Raw genomic sequence first — 19,810 nt, forward strand, 5'->3', positions numbered from 1 at the left:
CTTTTTGCAGTTGATCCCATAGGGACGCCCATTCTTCTTGGATTGGACCCGGGCGGTCAGCTGCAAAACCTGCAATTAGATTTCAATAACGAAGCGGGTAAGCCAGTTTTAATTGCATTTCCTACAACTCCCCCCAAACTTCTACGCCAGTCCTTCGAAAATGCCGATTATAATTGCGGGTTTTGCATTTAAGCAAGCGCTTGACTCCAGTCGCCGATAAAGAATTGTGCATTTTACAACTAAAGCCTTCATCTCCTGATGCTATGGACTCACCGAATATAATTTCTGCAATTAAAAAAAGCCTTGCCGCAACAACATTAGTTGCAAACAAGGCTTGTCTTTTCTTTTTCAGACTACTTCGATCCCCGCTCTTCCCCGACCTTCATGCGCAGGCGCGCAAAGAAGTCGAGCACCGGGCGTTTCGTTTTGCCGATCAGGCCAATGATTTCGGCGCCGATTTGCAGGAAAAATACCATAACGCAGATGACGACGAAGGTGACCCAGTTGGCGTTATACATCGCCGCCGAAGACTGGATGACCGCCAGTACGCCGAAAAACGCGGCGATGCCGTAGATAATCAGCACCGTCTGGCGGTGGCTGAAGCCCAGCTCGCGCAGGCAATGGTGCAGGTGTCCCTTGTCCGGGGAAAAGATCGGCTTCTTCTGCATCCAGCGGCGCACGATCGCGAACATTGTATCCGAAAGCGGCACGCCAATCAGAATGAGTGGTGTCAGGAAAGATACAATTGCTACCTGCTTGAAGCCCAGCAGCGACAGGAGCGCCAGGCAAAAGCCAAGGAACAGCGCGCCCGAATCGCCCATAAAGATTTTGGCAGGGTGAAAGTTAAAATACAGGAATCCCAGAATACTGCCGAGCAGCAGCAAGCATAAAAGCGCAACCATAACATTGCCCATAACAAAGGCCATGACGGCGATCGTGCCGATGGCAATCGCGGATACGCCTGCCGCCAAGCCGTCCAATCCGTCGATCAGGTTGATCGCATTCGTCACGCCCACGATCCACAGGATGGTGAACGGAATCGCGATCCAGGTTTCCACGGCAGCATAAGAATGAAACGGAATATTTGCAAATTCAATCCGGATATCGAAACCGAACACAACGATGCAGGCCGTCGCGATTTGCACGAGAAATTTCAGCTTGGCCGGTAAATCGAAGCGGTCGTCCAAAGCTCCCAGCAGCACGGTAATCGAACCGCCGACCAGAAAGGCCTTGATGAAGTTCACTTCACGAAGCGTAAAAATCTTCGGAATAAACGGGAAAAGCAGAAGCATCGCAATAATAAACGAAGCGAAAATACCCAATCCGCCGAGTCTCGGCATAATTCGCGTATGAACTTTTCGGGCGTTTGGCACGTCCACGGCGCCGACGGCAAAAGCGAACTTTTTGACGAGCGGCGTTAATCCCAGTGCCAAGCCGAGCGAAACAATGAATCCGATGATATAAATCATCCACAACATTAAGTATTCGACCTCCAATTGTTCTGCCGGAATGAATTATACTCCGTTTAGAGAGAAACACCAACCCCGTATTTGCGCAAAATTCCGATGTTTTGCAAATAAAACGCGACTTTTAGCCCATTTTCGTAAGGTTTTCTCTATCCCGCAGTACGCGCAACGCAAATTTGGGCAGCGCAAGCATTCTGCGGAAACGTGTAGGTTCCTTCAACAAACGGTACAACCATTCCAAGCGGAGCTTGCGAAAAGCGATTGGAGCTCTTTTGGCGCGGCCCGAAATGACGTCAAAGCTGCCGCCGACCCCCATTATCACCGGCACGCGCAGCTTTTCCTTATACTTGGCGATCCAGGGTTCCTGATTGTCCGCTCCCCGCGCGACAAACAGCAAGTGCGGAGCAGCTTTGACGATCTGTTCCACAACTATTTCATCTTCGTCCGGCCCAAAAAAACCGTCGCGGTAACCTGCGATCTCCGTCCCGGGATACTGCAGCGCCAGCCGCCGGGCCGTTTCCTTGACCACTTCGGGCGAAGAGCCTAATAGATACACCTTCCATTGGTGACGTTCCCCCTGCCTCATCAGCTCGTGCAGCAGCTCGTACCCCGGAACCCGCTCGGTTACCGGGTCGCCCCCTTTTTGTGCAGCCCACACCAGCCCGGTGCCATCCGGAACTATAAGCTCGGCGTTTTTCATGATCTCCATATAGTCCGGGTTCTCCAGGGCCGCCATCATCATAATCGGATTGGCCGTAATCACCTGATGCGGCTTTCCTTCGTTGGCCGCCCGGGTCAAGTAGGCTACCGTATCCTTCATTCCCCACTTGCAGACGGGAACACCGTACACCGATACCGTAGGAATCCGGTCCATTGACTTCGTCATCACCTTGCTCACCCTTTGCTCCGTAAAAATTCCACGATCCGCCGCGCCGGCACGCGCGCCTCGCGTTTGAGGCCGGCGATTTGCGATGCACGCGTTTTACGCCAGACATCGCCTTCCTGCAGCAAACGCTCGCCCTCGGCGGCCAAAATCCGCGGGTCCAACTCCTCCGCCGTGCCGACCGGAACGCTCCCGATTCGGCCGAGAAATTGGTCGATCTTCGGGTCATACGAGACGCCGAGCAGCGGCACGTTTTGCGAGGCGGCATAGATCAAGCTGTGCAGCCGCATGCCGATCAGCAGGCTGCACTCGCTTACCTCCCGCAGCATATCCTGCGGGTGCTCCGTCTCCGGCGCTATGCTTACGGCGCAGCCGCATTCCGCCACACTTCCGAGCCGTTCCATCACGAAACGCGAAGCTTCGTCATCACCCGGGAAATGAAACGGCAAAAAGCGGATATGCACCGACTTGCGTCGACAAAGGAGCGACAGCCCCTCGGCCAGCTGCGTTAGCTCGGTCCGCTGCCGGTTCCAGAAGCGGACCGATACGCCAACGACCGGCAGAGGGGAGGCGGAGTCTATGCTTGAACCTTCCGTTTGCCCAGGGGCTGCAACGGAAATGCTCTCATTCGAATCACGTTCAACCGGTGAGTCCGCTCTGCTGCCGCCTTCCGGCAGCGTCAACCCCATTACCGGATCCGGGACCACCTCCACGTTGCCGCCGCGCAACCCCATGCTGCGCAGCAGGGCGGCCGATTCCGCATCGCGGACGGAGATGTAATCGCAGCGCCGGAAAACCGCGGCGATCAGCGGGCGGAAAAATTTGCGTTTCACCGGACCGATCCCCTGGGCATAAACAAAGGTAGGTTTGCCCATCCATTGGGCCAGTTTGATAAAGCCCAAATAATAAGGAATCGTCATGACCCCCGTCGCATCCTGCAGCAGGCTTCCCCCGCCGCTGATCAACCCGTTGCTGCTTTTTATAGCCTTCCTAACCTCGCTGAGTTTCATCCGGTGCACGGCTTCGACGCCATACGTCCGGCGCGTCCATTCCGGATCATTCGACAGCACAACCGGCTTAATGTCGATCCCCGAGGTCAGCCCCTCTTCTTCCAGTGCGAGCAGGATCGACTTTAGCACCGCTTCGTCCCCACTGTTGCGAAATCCGTAATACCCCGACAAAACTATGGTTCTAGCAGTCGCGGCGACCATTTATCCCAGCACCTTTCAATGATTTGCCAAACCAGTACGGCAATCAATCCGAATACCAAACCAAGCCCGAGGCCCAATACGTCGCGAACCAGGGAAATCGCCGCCGGTGTATGAATATGGGCGAACGTGTCGACCATCGACAACTGCCCCATCACCGCCACGATCATCGAAAAAAACGCCCAGCGGTAACGGAAAGCGGCGAAAATACCGACGATAAACAGCGGATGCGCCAGCAAAAACTCCTTGTTGCGCGGACGCACGCCAAACGTGTTCTCCAGGAACGAACGGAAGACCGCTTCGCCCGGCAGCAGCGTACCCGCATTCCCTGTACGAGTTAGGTAATAATACGCAGCGGCGGCAAGTACCACGGCAAGCACGACCCAAATCACCGTGATGGGCATCTTCAGCCAATTTTTCAGCTCTTCCCATACGGAATTGCCCCGGTACAGAAAGACGTAAACGGCGATTAACAAAATCGGCATCAAATGCAGCAGGCTGACGCCGCGGAACTGATTCAACACCAGGCTGTACGTAATATTGTTAAGCAGTGCAATTACGAACGGAACCGCAGCAAGCGAGATGATCGCGGTTTTGACGTACAATACTAACGTATGCATTAATCTTCTTCCGCTTGCCATGCCCGGATGCTTGTCCCCCAGCTCCTGAATCTTGCGGATCGCCAGCACCATCGCCACGGTTGGTGCGCTGATCGCCACGAACAAAGCGAGCGCCTGCTCCAGCATCACCGGTTTCAGCACATACAGCCCGGCCGAGCCGATCAAACCGAGGGCAAACGCAGCCAGCGTGAGCGAAGGCAGAAAACAGGAAATCAGCAGAGCGACAAAAGCGACACCGCCCAAAACGGCCAAGGCTTTTAGATATTTCTGCCAACTGGAATCATGAATTTGGAAAGGCTCCGCCGTCCCTAGTTCAAATCCGTTGTTTTCTATACGCTGAATCGCATTGCCCGGTGCCAGCAGGGAATGAACCAGATTGTCGAGCGGGTTGGTGATCGCTGCTTTTCCGGCATCTTTGGACGGGGAAGCGTTCAAGTAAATCATCCGGATATTGCGGTCCTTAGCGGCCAATACAAAGCGGTCAGCCAAAGTAGCCGTATCCTGACCGGCTTCCGCATCTGCCAAAGAATGCAGCCGGACAACGTTGTAATCGATCAAATACGCCAGCTTGTTGAAGCCTTTTTGCGGCGCCTTCAAGCCTTCGATCGCGGCGATGCCGATGTGATATTTGTTCAGCAGCTCGGCAAAGCCCTGCAAGCTGTTCATATTTTCATTGTCTTTATACCCCTTGACGGAATCCCCGTCGAATAAAATGCGGGTTACTCCGTTTTCGGCGTAAAAAGCCAGTTGCCGGTCCATCGCTTGCTGATCGTAAGGCTTGCTGTCCGAAAGCCTTGGCAAAATATGAAATCCTTTGTCCCGCAGCATAGCAAACGCGATAGGATCTTGCGGCATCGGTTTCAGCACGGCTTCTTCCATGCCCATACCAATGATCAAGCCGCCATGGCCTTGATACTCCCAATCGGCCACCGAGGCGCCCAGATTCCGGAACGTTTCCTCAATCATCGGCCGAAGCTGCTTCTCGTTTTCCTCGCTGGTAAAAGCGATATAGGTGTAATTGCCGTCCGGGGAAATGACGGACTGGTTCAACTTCGCCGCTTCAAGCGCGCTAAACACCATAATCCGGCGCGCTTTCGACAACTCGTCGAGCGTGCTTTCAAACATCGCCATCGTGTGAATTCCGGCCGCTTTCAGCCGTTCGAGCTGTTCGTTCATATACGCCGCCGGATCCGCCTGATAAGAAGCGATCTCCAACAAACCGCGATAATTGAAAACAAACTCCACCTTATTGGAGGACGACTCCGTTTCCACCCGTTCATAAATTACCGGCACGGAAGCCACGATTCCGACAATCACCAATATCCACAACCATTTGCGGGAAAAGTTATTCCACCGCTGCCAACTTCGAATCACAAAGGTACCTCCTCAAAATGCATAAATGCAGTTGCTTAACGGCTGAAAGTTTGGGTCACCCTATCAAGAAGACAACTGCAAAAGCGCACATACGATGAGCTGTCCACGAAACCAATATTTCCATCATAAATGCACCATTGCAGTTAAATCTTCTCAAATTGTCATTTAAAATCTAAGAAATTGTAACAGGAGTTCTAGTCGATTAAGCGTCGACGCGAGCCAGTACTTCGTCCTGGATTCGTCCAAGCCGCGCTGAAGCATCTTCACTCGACGTACCGCAAACGCCAAAATAAAATTTGATTTTCGGCTCCGTACCGGAAGGCCGCAAGCAGAACCAGGAGCCGTCCTCCAGCAAAAATTTCAGCACGTTCTCCTTCGGCAAGCCGTCCAGGCCAAGCGAGTAATCGAGCATTTCGTTAACCTGCACGCCCCCGATTTGCTGCGGCGGATTGCTGCGGAAATTCTCCATCAACTCGCCGATTTTAGCCAGACCGTCCTTGCCTTTCAGCGTGCGGGACGCCAGCGCTTCGCGGTAATACCCAAACTGCGCGTACAGCTCCTCCAGCACGTCGATCAGCGTTTTGCCTTGGCGCTTGTAATAAGCCGCAGCCTCGCAGATCAGAGCCGACGCCACTACCGCGTCTTTGTCGCGAGCATAATTGCCGGCCAGATATCCATAGCTTTCCTCATAGCCGAACAAATAAGTATAATCTTGCGTTTTTTCGAATTGGTCCATTTTCTCGCCGATATATTTGAAACCGGTCAGCGTATTAAACACCGTTGCTCCGTAATGGCGGGCAATCGCCGCACCGAGTTCGCTGGTGACGATCGTTTTGACGACCGCCCCGTTCGCCGGAAGCGTACCGGCTTCTTTCATTTGGCTTAATACATAGTGTACAAGCAATGAGCCCGATTGGTTACCGGTAAGTATTTCATATTCTCCGGTTGCCGTTCTGACGACGGCTCCCATCCGATCGGCATCCGGGTCCGTTCCGATCAGCAGATCGGCTCCCGCTTGTTTGCCCAGCTCGATCGCCATCGCAAACGCCTCGCGCTCCTCCGGATTCGGCGATTTTACGGTGGAGAAGTTCGCGTCCGGCTGCTCCTGCTCTTTCACGATGTGCACCTGCGTGAAGCCCAGCTTCTCCAATACGCGGCGCACCGGCACATTACCTGTGCCATGAAGCGGCGTAAAGACGACGACCAACTCTTTGGCCGCTCCCGCCAAAAGCAGCTCCCGGTTCACGCTGGTGCGGGCAACCGTCTCCGCAAACGCCTCATCCTCCGCTTCGCCTAGCCAAACGAGCAGCCCCTTCGCTTCCGCTTCCTCGCGAGTCAGGCGCTTCACCTGCGCAAACGCGCTGACTTCCTGAATGTTCGCGATGACGCGTTCCGCTTCATGCGGCACCAATTGACCGCCCGAAGCGTTGTACACCTTGTACCCGTTGTATTCCGGCGGGTTATGGCTGGCCGTAATGACAATCCCCCCCGTCGCGTTCAAAGCCCGTACGGAAAAAGATAGCTGCGGCGTAGGACGGAGCGACGGAAACAGCTTGGCGACGATACCATTTCCGGCCAAAACCAGCGCCGCCTCCAGCGCAAATTCCGGCGAAAAATGGCGGCAATCATGGGCAATAACCACCGACGGATTCCCCTCTTTCCCGGCATGCGCTTCCAGAATATATTTTGCGAAGCCTTGCGTAGCCCGCGCCACCGTATAGCGGTTCATCCGGTTGCTGCCGGCGCCGATCACACCGCGAAGCCCGCCGGTTCCGAATTCGAGATCCCGGTAGAACCGGTCCTCCAGTTCCTTCGGATCGTTCTCTAAACTGCGCAGCTCCTGCTTGGTCGCTTCATCTACGGAAGGGTCCTGCAACCATCCCTCCACTTTCGCTTTGATGGATGCGCTGATTTCAGTCATGGTTCATGCTCCTCCTTGTTTTCTCCTTATTGCAATGCGAACATAATCTCGCCTTCGGCAACCACTTTCTCATCGACCTTGGCCACCGCGTGTCCTTTGCCAATCGAGCCTTTCAGGCGGATAATCTCAACCTCCAAGCGAAGCGTATCGCCGGGAACGACTTGGCCGCGGAACCGGAAATTGTCCAAACCGGCCAGGAAGCCGATTTTGCCGCGATTGGCCTCGACCTGCAAAATCGCTACCGCCCCTACCTGGGCGAGCGCTTCCGTAATCAGTACGCCGGGCATGACGGGATACTCCGGAAAATGTCCAGTGAAAAACGGCTCGTTGATCGTTACGTTTTTGATCCCAACCGCCCGTTTTCCCACCTCCAGCTCCACGATCCGGTCAACCAGCAAAAACGGAGGGCGGTGCGGAATGATCTCCTGTATCTGTTTAATATCCAGCATATGTATCTCCTTTCGGTTTTAAAGAAATAGCGGATGACCTCGCCTGAATAAAACGGCCGGCATTCGGTCAAACTGTAGTTATCCTTCGCATCTGCGCAAAGCGAAGGTTAAGATAAGGGGCTTATCCGCAGACGGCGTCAGCGCCGCTTACGGATGAAGCCCTTTTGAACTGTTTTTTCGCCATACGGTCCCCCATCATTATACATTTTCCGCAGGCAAAAAGAAAACTCCCATTGCAGGGAGTTGTGGACATTTCCGCTCAATTTCTACTATATTAATGTATATTCAAAAAGTCAGGTTTTCAGCACCGAGAAGGTTGGATGAAGCTAGGAACGTCAGGAGCGGAGCGTACGTTTGGGGTACGTGAGCAACTGAAATGTTTCCGTAGGAAACATGCTTCGGAAGCATTCGCTTGGCCCGGCTGAATTCAAGATTCATGCCGATTAAGCTCCATAGTTCTACTTCGTGATCAAAAGATGACTTTTTGAACTTCCTCTTAAGGGGCGAACACCAGATCAAACACATGCCGCCAGGTGGCCCATTGCCAGATGTCCGATGCGTCCTGCTTCCCGAACACAACGTAACCGACGACGGCGCCTCCCACCAAAGCGACGAGCAGGAACAATAAGATAAGTACGATGCGCAGGATTACGATCCAGGCAGCCCGCTTGGGTTCAGGGCGACGTTCTTCAGTCATGGAACTCCCCACCTATCCGCGCAAGTTGTTGGCCAGACCCATCATCGTCTCGCTGGACGTCAAGGCGCGTGCCGAAAGTTGATAAGCCCGCTGCACCTGAACCATCTCCGCCATCTCATCGGTCAAATCCACGTTGGATTGTTCCACCGCTCCCTGCCGGACTCCTGCCTGTTTCCCCACTGGAAGCGTCAGCGTATCGACAAGTGCATCGGCTTCATTTACGCCGTCAGCCAATACGAACAAATTACCGTCCCGTTGACGCAGCGCCTCCGGCCGCTCCGGCGTCAGCAAAGCGATCCGGCCTACTTCCGTCACCTCTTCCCCAAGCGTCGCCCGGATATTGCCCGCACCGTCAATTTCCAGTTTGGCTCCGGCCGGGATTTCAATGGGTTCTCCGTCAGAGTTGAGCACCACATATCCCTGGTTGTTCATTAGATAGGAGCTTTCCCCATCATTCGGATTCGGCTGAATGTGAAAATCCCCGGCCCGCGTATAAGCTTTGACCCCATCCGGCGTCAGTACGCTAAACAGAGCGTTTCCTTCGATCGCCAGATCGGTGGCGTTCCCGGTTTCCTTGATCGAGCCTTGCTGGAAATTCAACGCCACATGAGACAATCTCGAACCAAAGCCCAAATTGAACCCGGACGGCGTCGCCCGGCCCGTCAAATTATTGAATTTGGGAATTTGCTGTTGCACCTCGGTTAATGTATCTTCAAACGAGGCCTCTTTACGCTTATACCCCACGGTATTCACATTCGCGATGTTATCGGCAAGCAAATCGAGACGCTGCTGGATTCCGCCCATCGATACCATGGCGCTGATCATGGAGTTGTTCATGCCATACCTCCCTATTCCCTAGCCCGCGTTATACGCGGCCGATTTCATTTACCGCTTTTTCCAAACTCTTATCATAATATTGGATAATTTTCTGATTCGACTCATACGCCCGCTGGGCAGCCATCAGGTCGACCATCGACTGGGCCGCGTCCACATTGGATACTTCCAGATATCCCTGACGAACGGACGCACCGTCAGCGGCCGGATCAAAAGTTCGGATGCCGGCGGCCGTTTCATCTTGGGCGACATACACACCGTTCCCTTCACGGACCAATTGCTGCGGACGGTCCGCAACAACGATGCCGAGGGCGGCAACCGGAACCGTCGTTCCCGTATTGTTATCATAAGTCGTCAATTGCCCGGCGGCACTGCTTTTCAAACTGTCTACCGACATTCCGGCGGCCAGAACAATAGCGTTTCCTTGATCGTCCAAAACGCGGTAACCGGTCGAAGTTCTAAGCTCGCCCGCAGCGTTCACGTTAAAATTGCCATCTCTCGTGTATCGGACATTGCCGTTCTCATCCGCCACGGCAAAAAACGCCTGGGGCTGATAAGTCACCGTTCCGTCCTGCCCGACGTATTTCCCCGAGGCGTCGAAAGCAATCGGCTCACCGGTAGCCGGATCGTCCAAACTCAAGCTGGAAACGAGGGCAAAATCGGTGCTTTTTTGCGTCTCCTTCAGATCGCCTTGAACGAACGCAGGCAAGCTTTCCTCCGCAAACACCCCGGTCACCAGCTTTCCGATCGGAGCGGGGCTTCCCGAGCGCTTGTCCCCCATCAATGCGATCAGCATCTCCGGAAAAGAGTGCGCTACCGAATTCACCTGTTTGTACCCCGGCGTATTGAGATTGGCGATATTTTGCGTCACCGTATCGTGGCGGCGCTGCTCCGCAAGCATCCCCGAAGCCGCCGTATAAAGACCTCTTAACATGGCCATCCCTCCATCTGCCCAATTTTATGTTCAATTGCCCCGCGGCAATAACATTCCTACATTAATAATATCGTCGGATCAGATCTTTTTCTTGAGGGCCTTGTCCAAATTATCGAGCATGATGCCGGTCCCCTTCACTACGCAGTGCATCGGATCTTCCGCGATCAGCACCGGTACGTGCAGCTCCTCCGCGAGCAGTTCGTCAAGTCCGTTCAGCAGAGCGCCACCGCCGGTCAAAATCACGCCGCGGTCGATAATGTCGGCGGATAATTCCGGCGGAGTGCGCTCCAGCACCGATTTTGCCGCCGCCACGATGTTCGAAACCGGATCGGCAAGCGCCTCCTGCACCTCGTTAGCCTTAATCGTCACGGTCAGCGGAAGCCCGGAAACCATGTCCCTCCCGCGAATATCCATTTCATCCAACCGTCCGTTCGGATAAACCGTTCCGATCTTGATTTTGATATCTTCCGCCGTCCGTTCGCCGATGAGCAGCTTGTACTTCGACTTAATATATTTAATAATGGCGGCATCGAACTTGTCCCCCGCGACTTTAATGGACGAAGCCGTGACGATGTCCCCCATGGAGAGCACCGCCACATCCGTCGTCCCGCCGCCGATGTCGACAACCATGTTGCCGCTCGGTTCGTAAATATCCATCCCGGCCCCGATGGCTGCCGCCTTCGGTTCCTCTTCCAAGAAAACTTCTTTGGCGCCGCTGCGCTCAGCGGCTTCGCGAATCGCTTTCTGCTCAACCGAGGTGATGTTCGTCGGCGCGCAGATCAGAATCCGCGGGTGGCTGTACCAGCTTCTTCCCCCAACGCGATCGATAAAATACTTCAGCATCGTTTCCGTAATTTCAAAATCGGCGATAACCCCGTCCCTCAAAGGACGGATCGCAGTGATGTTGCCCGGCGTACGCCCAACCATTCGCCTCGCTTCTTCGCCAACGGCCATAACGCGTTTTCCTTCGCTGTCAATCGCCACGACGGAAGGTTCGTCCAGAACAACTCCCTTTCCTTTAACGTGAATCGCCACATTGGCCGTGCCTAAATCAATACCAATATCCTTGCTCATCATTACGATGCTCCCCCAAAGCGTATTTTTAACGGATCACGGAAAAGACGGTACAGCCATTTCCAGAGCCCTATGGTAAAAGTCCCACATCTCAGAAGTCGGATTCGACAAAAGCCGATCATAATCGTTAAAATTCGGGAATGATGGATAGAAGTCCACGATCTTATACCTTAGTTAAAAATACCATACTTTAGGGGATGTATTCAATCCTAATCCGCTTAAAGCAATCTTAATATTTACCCATTAGTTTACCGTGCTAATCACCTCGCGTTTAGACTGCCCTTTTTTCTTATACTTGATCTTGGTCGCTTCTCCACCCCGCAGGTGACGGATCGACTTGTGGTACTCGAGAATGTGTTTGACCTGATCGGCCAAATCCGGATTGATCTCCGGCAGACGTTCCGTTAAATCTTTGTGCACCGTGCTCTTCGACACCCCAAACTCCTTGGCGATCGTTCGAACCGTGTGCCGCGTCTCAACGATGCACCGGCCTATTTTAATCGTCCGTTCCTTGATGTAATCGTGCACGCTCCCGCCTCCCTCTGCTTCGAGATAGTTTGGTACATTATATGAGTGGCGGGCCTATATATTCTTTGTTTCCAAGCCTGACAAGCTTCCGTGGAACCAATTTATTTTCGGGGCATGCAAACGGCTGCCGATAAACGGATGAAAAGTGCAAACGGCATTGCTTTCTTTGGAGAGATTATAGGGGGGCTGAAGAATGCTTGCCTAACGGATAAAAAAGCGGAGGACTTTCGCCCTCCGCCATTGCCGGCGATCCGGGTGGCCGGATCGTTCGGCGTTCTGTTGATACTAATTTAGCCGGGTTGGTTAGTTTTTCGGAAGCACCGTTTCCGGATTCACCAGCTCGTCGTTTTCATAAACGGCGAAGTGTACGTGGTTGTCGAGATCTTTTTCCATCTCGTTGCGTCCGGCGCTGCCGACCACATCGCCCTGCTTCACTTCGGCGTCTTTCTTCACTTTTACTTCCGACAAGCTTTCGTACACGGTTTTCAGGTTGTTGGCATGGGTAATTTCCACGACATAACCGAGCAGCGGAACTTCCTCCACCCGCGTCACTTTCCCGCTCATCGCGGCTTGCACATCAAACGGCTTGCCGTCTTCGCGCGCCAGGTCGATCCCGGTGTTCGGCGTAAACGTATCGTTATACTGCACCAATGCCGCCTGATGCTGCTCCGCCGTAGCGTCCTTTTCATAGAACGGCTTGACGACGGATACCTCGGACACATTCGCGACCGGCCATGCCAGATCTTCGGAGGAAGCGATCACCTCGGCTGCCTCTCCTCCTTGCGTCTCTTCCTGGCCCGTCACTCCTTCATCGCCGGACAGGTTTACGGAGTCGGTCACGCTGGCGGGGGTCGAGTCCATCGGCTTGTTGCTCGCATCCTGGTAGACCCACACTAAGGTTAGTATAATTGCCGCTGCCGCCACATATGCTGCCGGGTAAACCCATCTCTTCGACAATAATCTTTTCCACGAAGATACCGGAGCTGCCGGTTCTCCCAATCCAATTTTAGGAGATTCTTCGCGGGACTGTTTCTTTTGGTCTTGTTCATTCATTTGGTTATCACCTCAGTAACCATTGTTACCGGGGCGGATTCTTTTATACTCGGATTATATTAAAATTTCAAAAAAAGTTAGAATACAAGTTTGCATCCTTTTCGGCTACTTTAAAAAATGCGAGGCCTGCTGGAAGGCAATCCCCGTATAGTAGTGTTTTAAAATCTGCGTGGCCGTGAAACCCTGCTTGGCCATGCCGTTGGCCCCCCACTGGCTCATTCCGACGCCGTGGCCGTACCCGTAGGTGGTGATCTTCACCTCGCCTGCGTCCAGCGTCATCGTAAACTGGCTTGAGCGCAGACCCAGCTTTTCCCTAACTTCTCGTCCGGTATACACCTTGCCGCCGACGCGGACTTCTTTTACTCGCCTCCCGGTCGTCCAGGACAGCACTTTAAACGGGGCGGATTTGAGGGAGGCGGGTGCCTGCCGGTTTGTACCGCCGCTCCCAAAAACGGCTTTGACATCCTCCGGCATCTCTTGACCCAGTTTGCCGAACAGCTCAGCCACCGGCAAACGGACGGTTTCCCGATTCCCGGGATTGACGCTCGCGTCCCAAGGGCTTGGAACACTGCGCAAATAGGGTATTTTCAAAGACCAGTATTCCTCGGAATTTTCCGTGTATCCTCCGCTGGAGGAAAAAAAGGAGGCGGTGATAGGCTGGCCTCGGTAGGTCATGACGATTCCCTGCGTTTGCCGGACCGCTTCCTGCAGCTTGGCCAGCTGCTCCGCTTTGCCGTCCGTTTTCCATGCGTTCAAAACGGAGCGCGAGAGGTAGACCTGATGGTCGACCGTATCGGTAACGTCGGCGTTTTCCGCCGAAACCCCACTCGTGTCGCCGGCGGCCAGGCGGCGGACGATGAAAGTGCGGGCCGCGATCGCCTGCGCTTTGAGCGCCGCCAGCTCAAAGTCCGCCGGCATTTCGGCGGCGATGACGCCGGTCACGTATTGTTCGAGCGGCACGGTTTCGACGGCGCCGGTGCGCGACAGGTAAACGCGCACCGGCGTGTCCGTCAGCGGGGCCGGGGCCTCGCCGGCCTGCGGCGGATTGGCGCCAGCCGCGCCCGGCGGCGCTGGCGCCTGCACAGCGGCGGGCGGCGTGCCCGGCACCGCCGCCGGGTCCGTGCGCGCGGCCGGCGCATGCGCCGCGCGCCAGGCGTGCAGCGCTGGCAGCAGCAGCGCCAGCGCCAGCGCGGCGAGCGCCGCCTGCCAGGCGGCGCGCCGCCCGCCCCATCCGCCCGCCTGGCGGCGGATGGGTGGCTTTCGCGTGCGCACGCTGACGCGCACGCGGTCCGTGCCCGCCCGCGCGCGGGCGTCTGCGACGCGCGCGGGCGCCTCCGCCGCGGACCGCTCCGCGCCGCGCGGATCGCCTGCCGCCACACGCGGCTTCACCCCGCTGGCGGATTCCGCCGCCCCCGGCTTCGCCCCGCGCACGGCCCCTCCCGCTACCCGCGGCTTCGCCCCGCTCGCTGTTTCTATCTCCGCACCCGCTTTTGCCCGGCTTGCGGTTTCTGCTGTCCCCGGCTTCGCGCCACGTACGGTCTCTACTGCTATCTGCGGTCTCCCACCGCTAACACTTTCTTCCACCGCCCCCGTCCTCGCTCCGCGCTCGCCCCCTCCTACTGCTTGCAGCTGCGCACCGCTTGCAGCCTTTGTCGCCCCCGCGAGCTTGGCATCACTCGCGCTTTTCCCTGCCACCGTTGCCGTTGCATCGCCAGCGGCTTTCCCCGCCAGCGCCAGCCTCGCCCCGCCAACCGCCTCCTCCGGCTTACGGCCGTCTGCCCGTGCCGCCGGCGGCCTTCCCTCCGCCGTACTGCCCGCCGGCCTCTCCTGCCTTGGCGCGACGTTTATTTTCAAAGAATGCGTTTTTTCCTGCAGCAACTGAGTTACCTCCATCGGATTCTGACTGCCGCGATCTTCCATAACGATCGCATCCTAGCTTTTGCCCCGTTATATCGTTTGATCGCTATACTCATAGATATGAGTTTTCAGAATCTGCTAGAACCGAAAAACTTAGAATGTGACGGCAAGCTACCGAATTTCCGATGTTTTGAAAGGTTCGTTTCAGGACAAAAAAGCATAACAAATCAAAAGCAGCTGCGGTTCAGACTGCAAAGATCCCGATAAGGCGACTTCCGTTAATTTGATGATACAAGCAGCTCCTAGGTCCGAAAAAGTTCTCTCCCCCACTAGCGCTGCATTAAGCCACAACTATTCTAACGGTTGCCACAACCGCTATACGCTCAAAAAACGTTGATTTCAAATTGTAACGGTTGCTATAGCGCTTATTTCACTGACACCCGGCTCATTTTGCTTAAACTCAGGCAAATAACGCTTCTCACATCCGTTAAAATTTTGAAAAGGGCTTTTTTCGGAAAATAGCCGCTGCTACGACCGTTAGATTTCCTGCAAGCCCACTTTTATTTCGAACACTAAGCCTTTGCGGGAAAACTGAAATGTATCAAGACAACAAGTTGTCTTGTGCAGGAGTTTGAGTTTACGCAACGCCAGTGTTCCCGCCCTCGGTTTGGCCATTTCCCGCCTACTATGCCCGTTAAGGATATGGGGCAAACACGGCGATGGCCGAATTGACCCCGGCGCTCCGCGCAAAGCTCATGACTGTTTTGGGCACAAAAAAACGGCATGGAATACCATACCGTCTTCAAGCTGCTCATCGAGCTTACTTATCTGATTAGCTTATTTAATGATTTTTCCAATTACTTGTTTAGATCATTAATCTAGTCCGCCTATCTATTTCACTTGCCTGACCTTTGCCCATCCATTTCACACTGCTCATCCCGTTTCCTTCCCAGCTTAAAGCTGAAACTAGGACTGTACCTCCGCCGATTTCGGGAGCGGCTTCTGGCTTTTGTAGGTTTCGCCCCATTCCTTCATTTTTAGAATGATCGGGACCAGGGTCTGGCCGAATTCGGTTAACGAATATTCCACCTTCGGGGGCACTTGATGATAAACCTCGCGGTGAACGATGCCGTCCTGCTCCAGTTCTCTGAGCTGCAGCGTCAGCATCCGTTGGGTGATTGTCGGGCAAATCCGCCGGAATTCATTGAACCGGATCGGTCCGTTGATTAAATGATACAGCAGCAAGCCTTTCCACTTGCCGCCGATGACGTCCAGCGTATATTCGACCGGGCAGCCTTCTTCATTAGGACAGGCACCGTAGCCGCTTTTGCGATCGCGCATCCTTATTCAACTCCTTAATAGAGGCGGTTCAAAAAGTCATCTTTTGAAGGCATTAAGAAAGAAACAGATGTCCTAGCCTTAGCTTCCTTCATCGCAAGAAAAACAACGCTAACGCGGTCTGTCTCCCAAGTTTGTGCGCCCGCCTCGGCTAAAATCCGACTTTTTGAATTCGCATTATTAAATTCGCATTAATAGTATACAAATGAATACTACATAACATGATTGTGCGTACTTACAATTTTAAAGCACATGCATTACATTAACAAGTGTTAAGGGAAAATCCATTTAATCAGATACGGAGGTTCATAAAGATGGCTAAAGAAATGATGAAAGCGGTAGGGTTCTATAAGTATTTACCGATTAACGATCCGGAAAGTCTGCTGGATGTGGAAATTGAAAAGCCGGTGCCGGGCGGCAAAGATTTGCTGGTAAAAGTCAAAGCGATCTCCGTAAACCCGGTAGACGTTAAGGTGCGTTCCCCCAAAAACCGTACCGAACAAACGCCGCGCGTAATCGGCTGGGATGTCGCCGGGATTGTGGAGCAAGTTGGTCCGGAAACGACGTTGTTTCAGCCTGGCGATGAAGTGTATTATGCCGGGAGCATCGTCCGGGCCGGGGGAAACAGCGAATTCCACCTTGTGGATGAACGGATCGTCGGACGCAAGCCGGCATCGCTAGGATTTGCCGAGGCGGCGGCTCTGCCTTTGACCGGGATTACCGCCTGGGAGGGCCTGTTCCACCGGCTTGGCATCTCCCAAAACGCTGGCGATAACGCCGGCAAATCGCTGCTCGTTATCGGCGCTGCCGGAGGCGTCGGCTCCATCGCCACGCAGTTGGCCAAACTCGCCGGGTTGACGGTCATCGGCACCGCTTCGCGGCCCGAGTCCGCCGATTGGGCCAAACAAATGGGAGCCGATCACATTATCAATCATTATGAAGCGTTTGTTCCGCAGTTCCAAAAGATCGGCATTAAGCACGCGGATTACATCTTCTGCCTGAATAGCACGGAAAAGCATTGGGGAAACATGGCGGAAGCGATCGCCCCGCAAGGAAAAATCTGCTCGATCGTGGAAACCGATGAGCTGCTGAATTTGACGCTCCTGCAGGATAAAAGCGCAACGTTCGTCTGGGAGCTGATGTTTACCCGCCCGATGTTTCAAACGGAAGACATGATCGAACAGCATAAGCTGCTAAGCGAGTTGTCCCGGCTCGTGGATAAGGGCAAAATTCGTACAACGATAGCTGAAAAGCTGGAACCGATCAATGCCGCCAACTTGCGCCAAGCTCACGCCATGGTGGAAACAGGCCGGACCATCGGCAAAATCGTTCTAGAGAACTTTAGTTGACCAACGTACTTGGACGATTAGTTGCAAAAGTTACAACTGGATTTAATCCAAGATACGGATTTGTATATTTTAAATGTATTTCCTGCATCTACACCCAAACATGTCCGCCAGCCTTGCTGATTAATCAGATATAATTGTAGGGTTGCAATTATACAAGCGCTTGGCTACATATCCGTATTAATAACTTTATGTTTTGCAACTATTCAACGGTTCACCCTCGCGGTAGTTTTCCTTCCGTTATCAGGATGCTGATATCTTTAAACAAAAAACCATGCTGCCACCAGCATGGTTCTTTTCACTCCTATGATAATAACCATCATTTCGGTCATGCACGGAAAAAAGCTTGCTTCATTACGCCCAGGAAGGCTGGATTTTCAAAACAGGCATTTCCTCCTTGATGGTTACCGGAACTTTTTCGGCTTCCTGCGAGGTCTGTTTCTCGTCTACGGAGATCCGCCAAATGTCCGCGCCAAGTCCGGACAATTTCTCGGCCAAATGAACGTAACCCCGGTCGATGTGATGCGTTCCGCTCACTTCCGTCGTTCCGTCGGCAGCCAGCCCGGCGATAATCAACGCCGCACCCGCGCGCAGGTCGGTCGCGCAAACTTTGGCTCCGCTCAGCTTGGACTCGCCGGTGACGATTGCGCTGCGGCCCTCCACCTTAATCTCCGCATTCATCAAGCGGAATTGGTCCACATGCATAAACCGGTTTTCGAAAACCGTCTCGGTAATTACGCTCGTTCCTTGGGACACGAGCAGCAGGGCCATCATTTGCGACTGCATGTCGGTCGGGAATCCCGGGTACGGCAAGGTTTTGACGTCTACCGCTTTAAGCGGCTTGCCGGCGATGACGCGGACGCCGTTTTCCTGGACTTCCACAATCACGCCCATCTCTTCCAGTTTGGAAATGACCGGCCCCAAATGATCGGCGATCGCCCCTTCGACAAACACGTTTCCGCCCGTAACGGCGGCGGCAATCATAAAGGTTCCGGCTTCGATGCGGTCGGGAATGACGGTATGCTCGCAGCCGTGCAGCTTCTCCACGCCTTCGATGCGGATGACGCCGGTTCCCGCGCCGCGAACTTTCGCGCCCATTCCGTTCAAGTAATTGGCCAGATCGACGATTTCCGGTTCCTTGGCCGCATTTTCGATGACGGTCGTCCCTTCCGCCAACGTTGCTGCCATCATGATGTTTTCCGTCGCTCCGACGCTGGCCACGTCGAGATATATTTTAGCGCCGCGAAGCCGCCCCTGCGATTTGGCTTCAATAAAGCCGTGACCAAGGTTGATTTCCGCTCCCATCGCTTCAAACCCTTTTAGATGCTGGTCAATCGGCCTCGTTCCGATTGCGCATCCTCCCGGCAGCGAAATTCGGGTGAAACCCATCCGTGTCAGCAAAGGACCCATGACAAGAAAAGACGCCCGCATTTTGCGCACCCATTCATAAGGGGCTTCACATGAAGCGATGTGCTGCGCGTTCACCGTGATCACTTCCCGGTCATATGTAACTGTCGCTCCAAGTGATTCCAAAACTTTATTGATGGTCATTACATCGTCAAGCGGAGGAGCATCGCGAATGACGCTGATTCCTTCCTCACCTAATAAAGACGCTGCAATGATCGGTAGCACTGAATTTTTAGCACCGCTTACTTTTACGTTCCCGGCCAATACATTGCCACCGCGGACGATAAATTTGCTCATCATGGTTCCCTCCGCGCGTTCATTTTCACTTTTTTTCCCCGATTGGAAGAAGGTATCCCGTATATACCCTAAATTCCATCATATCACCTGTCATTTAAGGCGTACAAGGCGCTAATCTTGTCGAATAAGCTCATTTTGACTAGAAAACTGGCTTTTGTCCAGTTCTCGGGCTTGCTTTTGAGCCGTAGTCCTTATTCACCATTGTTGACACAATGAAATGATGTTATTCGACATTTTCTTGCCACGGGTGTTTCAAAACATATACTTCAACATTTGGGTATAACCCCAATATTCCATTACAAAGTCGGCGACCAATCGCCCAAGCACAATGGCGAGCAGCAGCTGCAGCAGCTTTCCTTGCGGGCTTTTCGGATGCCGGATGACAAGGTCCAGCTTCAAGTTCTGCAGCGACCACCAGGAGATGGCGATACAGGCCAATAAAACAAGGATCGCCGTCAAGCCATTCACTCCAACCGAGGTTGACACAGTCTCGACCGGGCTCATGCTTACATCCACTCCATTAC

Annotated in this window: 17 protein-coding genes; 1 reads left to right on the top strand and 16 read right to left on the bottom strand. The window is 53.9% G+C overall.

The window, feature by feature from the left end:
- Window positions 1–353: 353 nt before the first annotated feature.
- The 14 genes from NYE69_RS32795 to NYE69_RS32860 form a co-directional block, all read right to left on the bottom strand.
- Entirely contained in the window at window positions 354–1,475 is a 1,122-nt protein-coding gene (locus NYE69_RS32795; RefSeq protein WP_340930599.1) for a glycosyltransferase family 4 protein, read from the bottom strand.
- 115 nt (window positions 1,476–1,590) lie between these two features.
- On the bottom strand, window positions 1,591–2,352 hold the full coding sequence (locus NYE69_RS32800; protein WP_082207638.1) for a WecB/TagA/CpsF family glycosyltransferase: 762 nt from the start codon (window positions 2,350–2,352) through the stop codon (window positions 1,591–1,593).
- Window positions 2,353–2,360: 8 nt separating this feature from the next.
- A complete protein-coding gene (gene csaB / locus NYE69_RS32805) occupies window positions 2,361–3,560 on the bottom strand; it encodes a polysaccharide pyruvyl transferase CsaB (protein ID WP_036619269.1) in 1,200 nt (399 codons plus the stop codon).
- Window positions 3,533–5,551: a DUF5693 family protein gene (locus tag NYE69_RS32810; protein ID WP_240752155.1), complete on the bottom strand. Its 2,019-nt coding sequence runs from the start codon at window positions 5,549–5,551 to the stop codon at window positions 3,533–3,535. Before NYE69_RS32810 ends, csaB begins: the two co-directional genes overlap by 28 nt.
- Window positions 5,552–5,753: 202 nt before the next feature.
- Complete coding sequence (locus NYE69_RS32815) at window positions 5,754–7,472, bottom strand: phospho-sugar mutase (RefSeq protein WP_340930189.1); 1,719 nt, start codon at window positions 7,470–7,472, stop codon at window positions 5,754–5,756.
- Between the two features lie 26 nt (window positions 7,473–7,498).
- Window positions 7,499–7,921 carry a 3-hydroxyacyl-ACP dehydratase FabZ gene (gene fabZ, locus NYE69_RS32820; RefSeq protein ID WP_036619262.1) on the bottom strand — a complete coding sequence of 141 codons (423 nt, stop codon included), beginning with the start codon at window positions 7,919–7,921 and terminating at the stop codon, window positions 7,499–7,501.
- 496 nt (window positions 7,922–8,417) lie between these two features.
- Complete coding sequence (locus NYE69_RS32825; protein WP_036619260.1) at window positions 8,418–8,618, bottom strand: DNA-directed RNA polymerase subunit beta; 201 nt, start codon at window positions 8,616–8,618, stop codon at window positions 8,418–8,420.
- A gap of 12 nt (window positions 8,619–8,630) precedes the next feature.
- On the bottom strand, window positions 8,631–9,455 hold the full coding sequence (locus tag NYE69_RS32830; RefSeq protein ID WP_036619258.1) for a flagellar hook-basal body protein: 825 nt from the start codon (window positions 9,453–9,455) through the stop codon (window positions 8,631–8,633).
- Between the two features lie 28 nt (window positions 9,456–9,483).
- Complete coding sequence (locus NYE69_RS32835; protein ID WP_036619256.1) at window positions 9,484–10,386, bottom strand: flagellar hook-basal body protein; 903 nt, start codon at window positions 10,384–10,386, stop codon at window positions 9,484–9,486.
- A 78-nt stretch (window positions 10,387–10,464) separates the two neighbouring features.
- A complete protein-coding gene (locus tag NYE69_RS32840) occupies window positions 10,465–11,463 on the bottom strand; it encodes a rod shape-determining protein (protein ID WP_036619254.1) in 999 nt (332 codons plus the stop codon).
- A 240-nt stretch (window positions 11,464–11,703) separates the two neighbouring features.
- Window positions 11,704–11,988 (bottom strand): sporulation transcriptional regulator SpoIIID, encoded by a 285-nt coding sequence (gene spoIIID, locus NYE69_RS32845; protein WP_124333302.1) that lies wholly within the window; start codon window positions 11,986–11,988, stop codon window positions 11,704–11,706.
- Window positions 11,989–12,291: 303 nt separating this feature from the next.
- Window positions 12,292–13,041: a M23 family metallopeptidase gene (locus NYE69_RS32850; protein ID WP_036619250.1), complete on the bottom strand. Its 750-nt coding sequence runs from the start codon at window positions 13,039–13,041 to the stop codon at window positions 12,292–12,294.
- Between the two features lie 105 nt (window positions 13,042–13,146).
- On the bottom strand, window positions 13,147–14,961 hold the full coding sequence (gene spoIID, locus NYE69_RS32855) for a stage II sporulation protein D (protein ID WP_340930193.1): 1,815 nt from the start codon (window positions 14,959–14,961) through the stop codon (window positions 13,147–13,149).
- 903 nt (window positions 14,962–15,864) lie between these two features.
- The gene (locus tag NYE69_RS32860) at window positions 15,865–16,239 is read right to left on the bottom strand and encodes a winged helix-turn-helix transcriptional regulator (protein ID WP_036619246.1); all 375 of its coding nucleotides are present in this window, start codon (window positions 16,237–16,239) and stop codon (window positions 15,865–15,867) included.
- 311 nt (window positions 16,240–16,550) lie between these two features.
- Here NYE69_RS32860 and NYE69_RS32865 point away from each other — a divergent pair, with 311 nt between their 5' ends.
- On the top strand, window positions 16,551–17,585 hold the full coding sequence (locus NYE69_RS32865) for a zinc-binding alcohol dehydrogenase family protein (protein ID WP_124333301.1): 1,035 nt from the start codon (window positions 16,551–16,553) through the stop codon (window positions 17,583–17,585).
- A 351-nt stretch (window positions 17,586–17,936) separates the two neighbouring features.
- Here the strand turns inward: NYE69_RS32865 and murA are convergent, their stop codons facing one another.
- The gene (gene murA / locus NYE69_RS32870; RefSeq protein WP_036619242.1) at window positions 17,937–19,286 is read right to left on the bottom strand and encodes a UDP-N-acetylglucosamine 1-carboxyvinyltransferase; all 1,350 of its coding nucleotides are present in this window, start codon (window positions 19,284–19,286) and stop codon (window positions 17,937–17,939) included.
- Between the two features lie 252 nt (window positions 19,287–19,538).
- Window positions 19,539–19,790 carry a DUF1146 family protein gene (locus tag NYE69_RS32875; RefSeq protein WP_036619240.1) on the bottom strand — a complete coding sequence of 84 codons (252 nt, stop codon included), beginning with the start codon at window positions 19,788–19,790 and terminating at the stop codon, window positions 19,539–19,541.
- Between the last annotated feature and the right edge of the window lie 20 nt (window positions 19,791–19,810).

The organism is Paenibacillus sp. FSL R5-0527 (genome assembly GCF_038008055.1).
GTDB classification, from domain to species: Bacteria; Bacillota; Bacilli; order Paenibacillales; family Paenibacillaceae; genus Fontibacillus; species Fontibacillus macerans.

Coding starts and splice junctions, on each gene's coding strand:
- murA (WP_036619242.1), bottom strand. CDS start 19,286: ATGAGCAAATTTATCGTCCGCGGTGGCAATGTATTGGCCGGGAACGTA.
- NYE69_RS32860 (WP_036619246.1), bottom strand. CDS start 16,239: ATGCGCGATCGCAAAAGCGGCTACGGTGCCTGTCCTAATGAAGAAGGC.
- NYE69_RS32850 (WP_036619250.1), bottom strand. CDS start 13,041: ATGAATGAACAAGACCAAAAGAAACAGTCCCGCGAAGAATCTCCTAAA.
- csaB (WP_036619269.1), bottom strand. CDS start 3,560: ATGGTCGCCGCGACTGCTAGAACCATAGTTTTGTCGGGGTATTACGGA.
- NYE69_RS32865 (WP_124333301.1), top strand. CDS start 16,551: ATGGCTAAAGAAATGATGAAAGCGGTAGGGTTCTATAAGTATTTACCG.
- NYE69_RS32840 (WP_036619254.1), bottom strand. CDS start 11,463: ATGATGAGCAAGGATATTGGTATTGATTTAGGCACGGCCAATGTGGCG.
- NYE69_RS32875 (WP_036619240.1), bottom strand. CDS start 19,790: ATGAGCCCGGTCGAGACTGTGTCAACCTCGGTTGGAGTGAATGGCTTG.
- NYE69_RS32835 (WP_036619256.1), bottom strand. CDS start 10,386: ATGTTAAGAGGTCTTTATACGGCGGCTTCGGGGATGCTTGCGGAGCAG.
- NYE69_RS32830 (WP_036619258.1), bottom strand. CDS start 9,455: ATGAACAACTCCATGATCAGCGCCATGGTATCGATGGGCGGAATCCAG.
- spoIID (WP_340930193.1), bottom strand. CDS start 14,961: ATGGAAGATCGCGGCAGTCAGAATCCGATGGAGGTAACTCAGTTGCTG.
- NYE69_RS32800 (WP_082207638.1), bottom strand. CDS start 2,352: ATGACGAAGTCAATGGACCGGATTCCTACGGTATCGGTGTACGGTGTT.
- fabZ (WP_036619262.1), bottom strand. CDS start 7,921: ATGCTGGATATTAAACAGATACAGGAGATCATTCCGCACCGCCCTCCG.
- NYE69_RS32825 (WP_036619260.1), bottom strand. CDS start 8,618: ATGACTGAAGAACGTCGCCCTGAACCCAAGCGGGCTGCCTGGATCGTA.
- NYE69_RS32815 (WP_340930189.1), bottom strand. CDS start 7,472: ATGACTGAAATCAGCGCATCCATCAAAGCGAAAGTGGAGGGATGGTTG.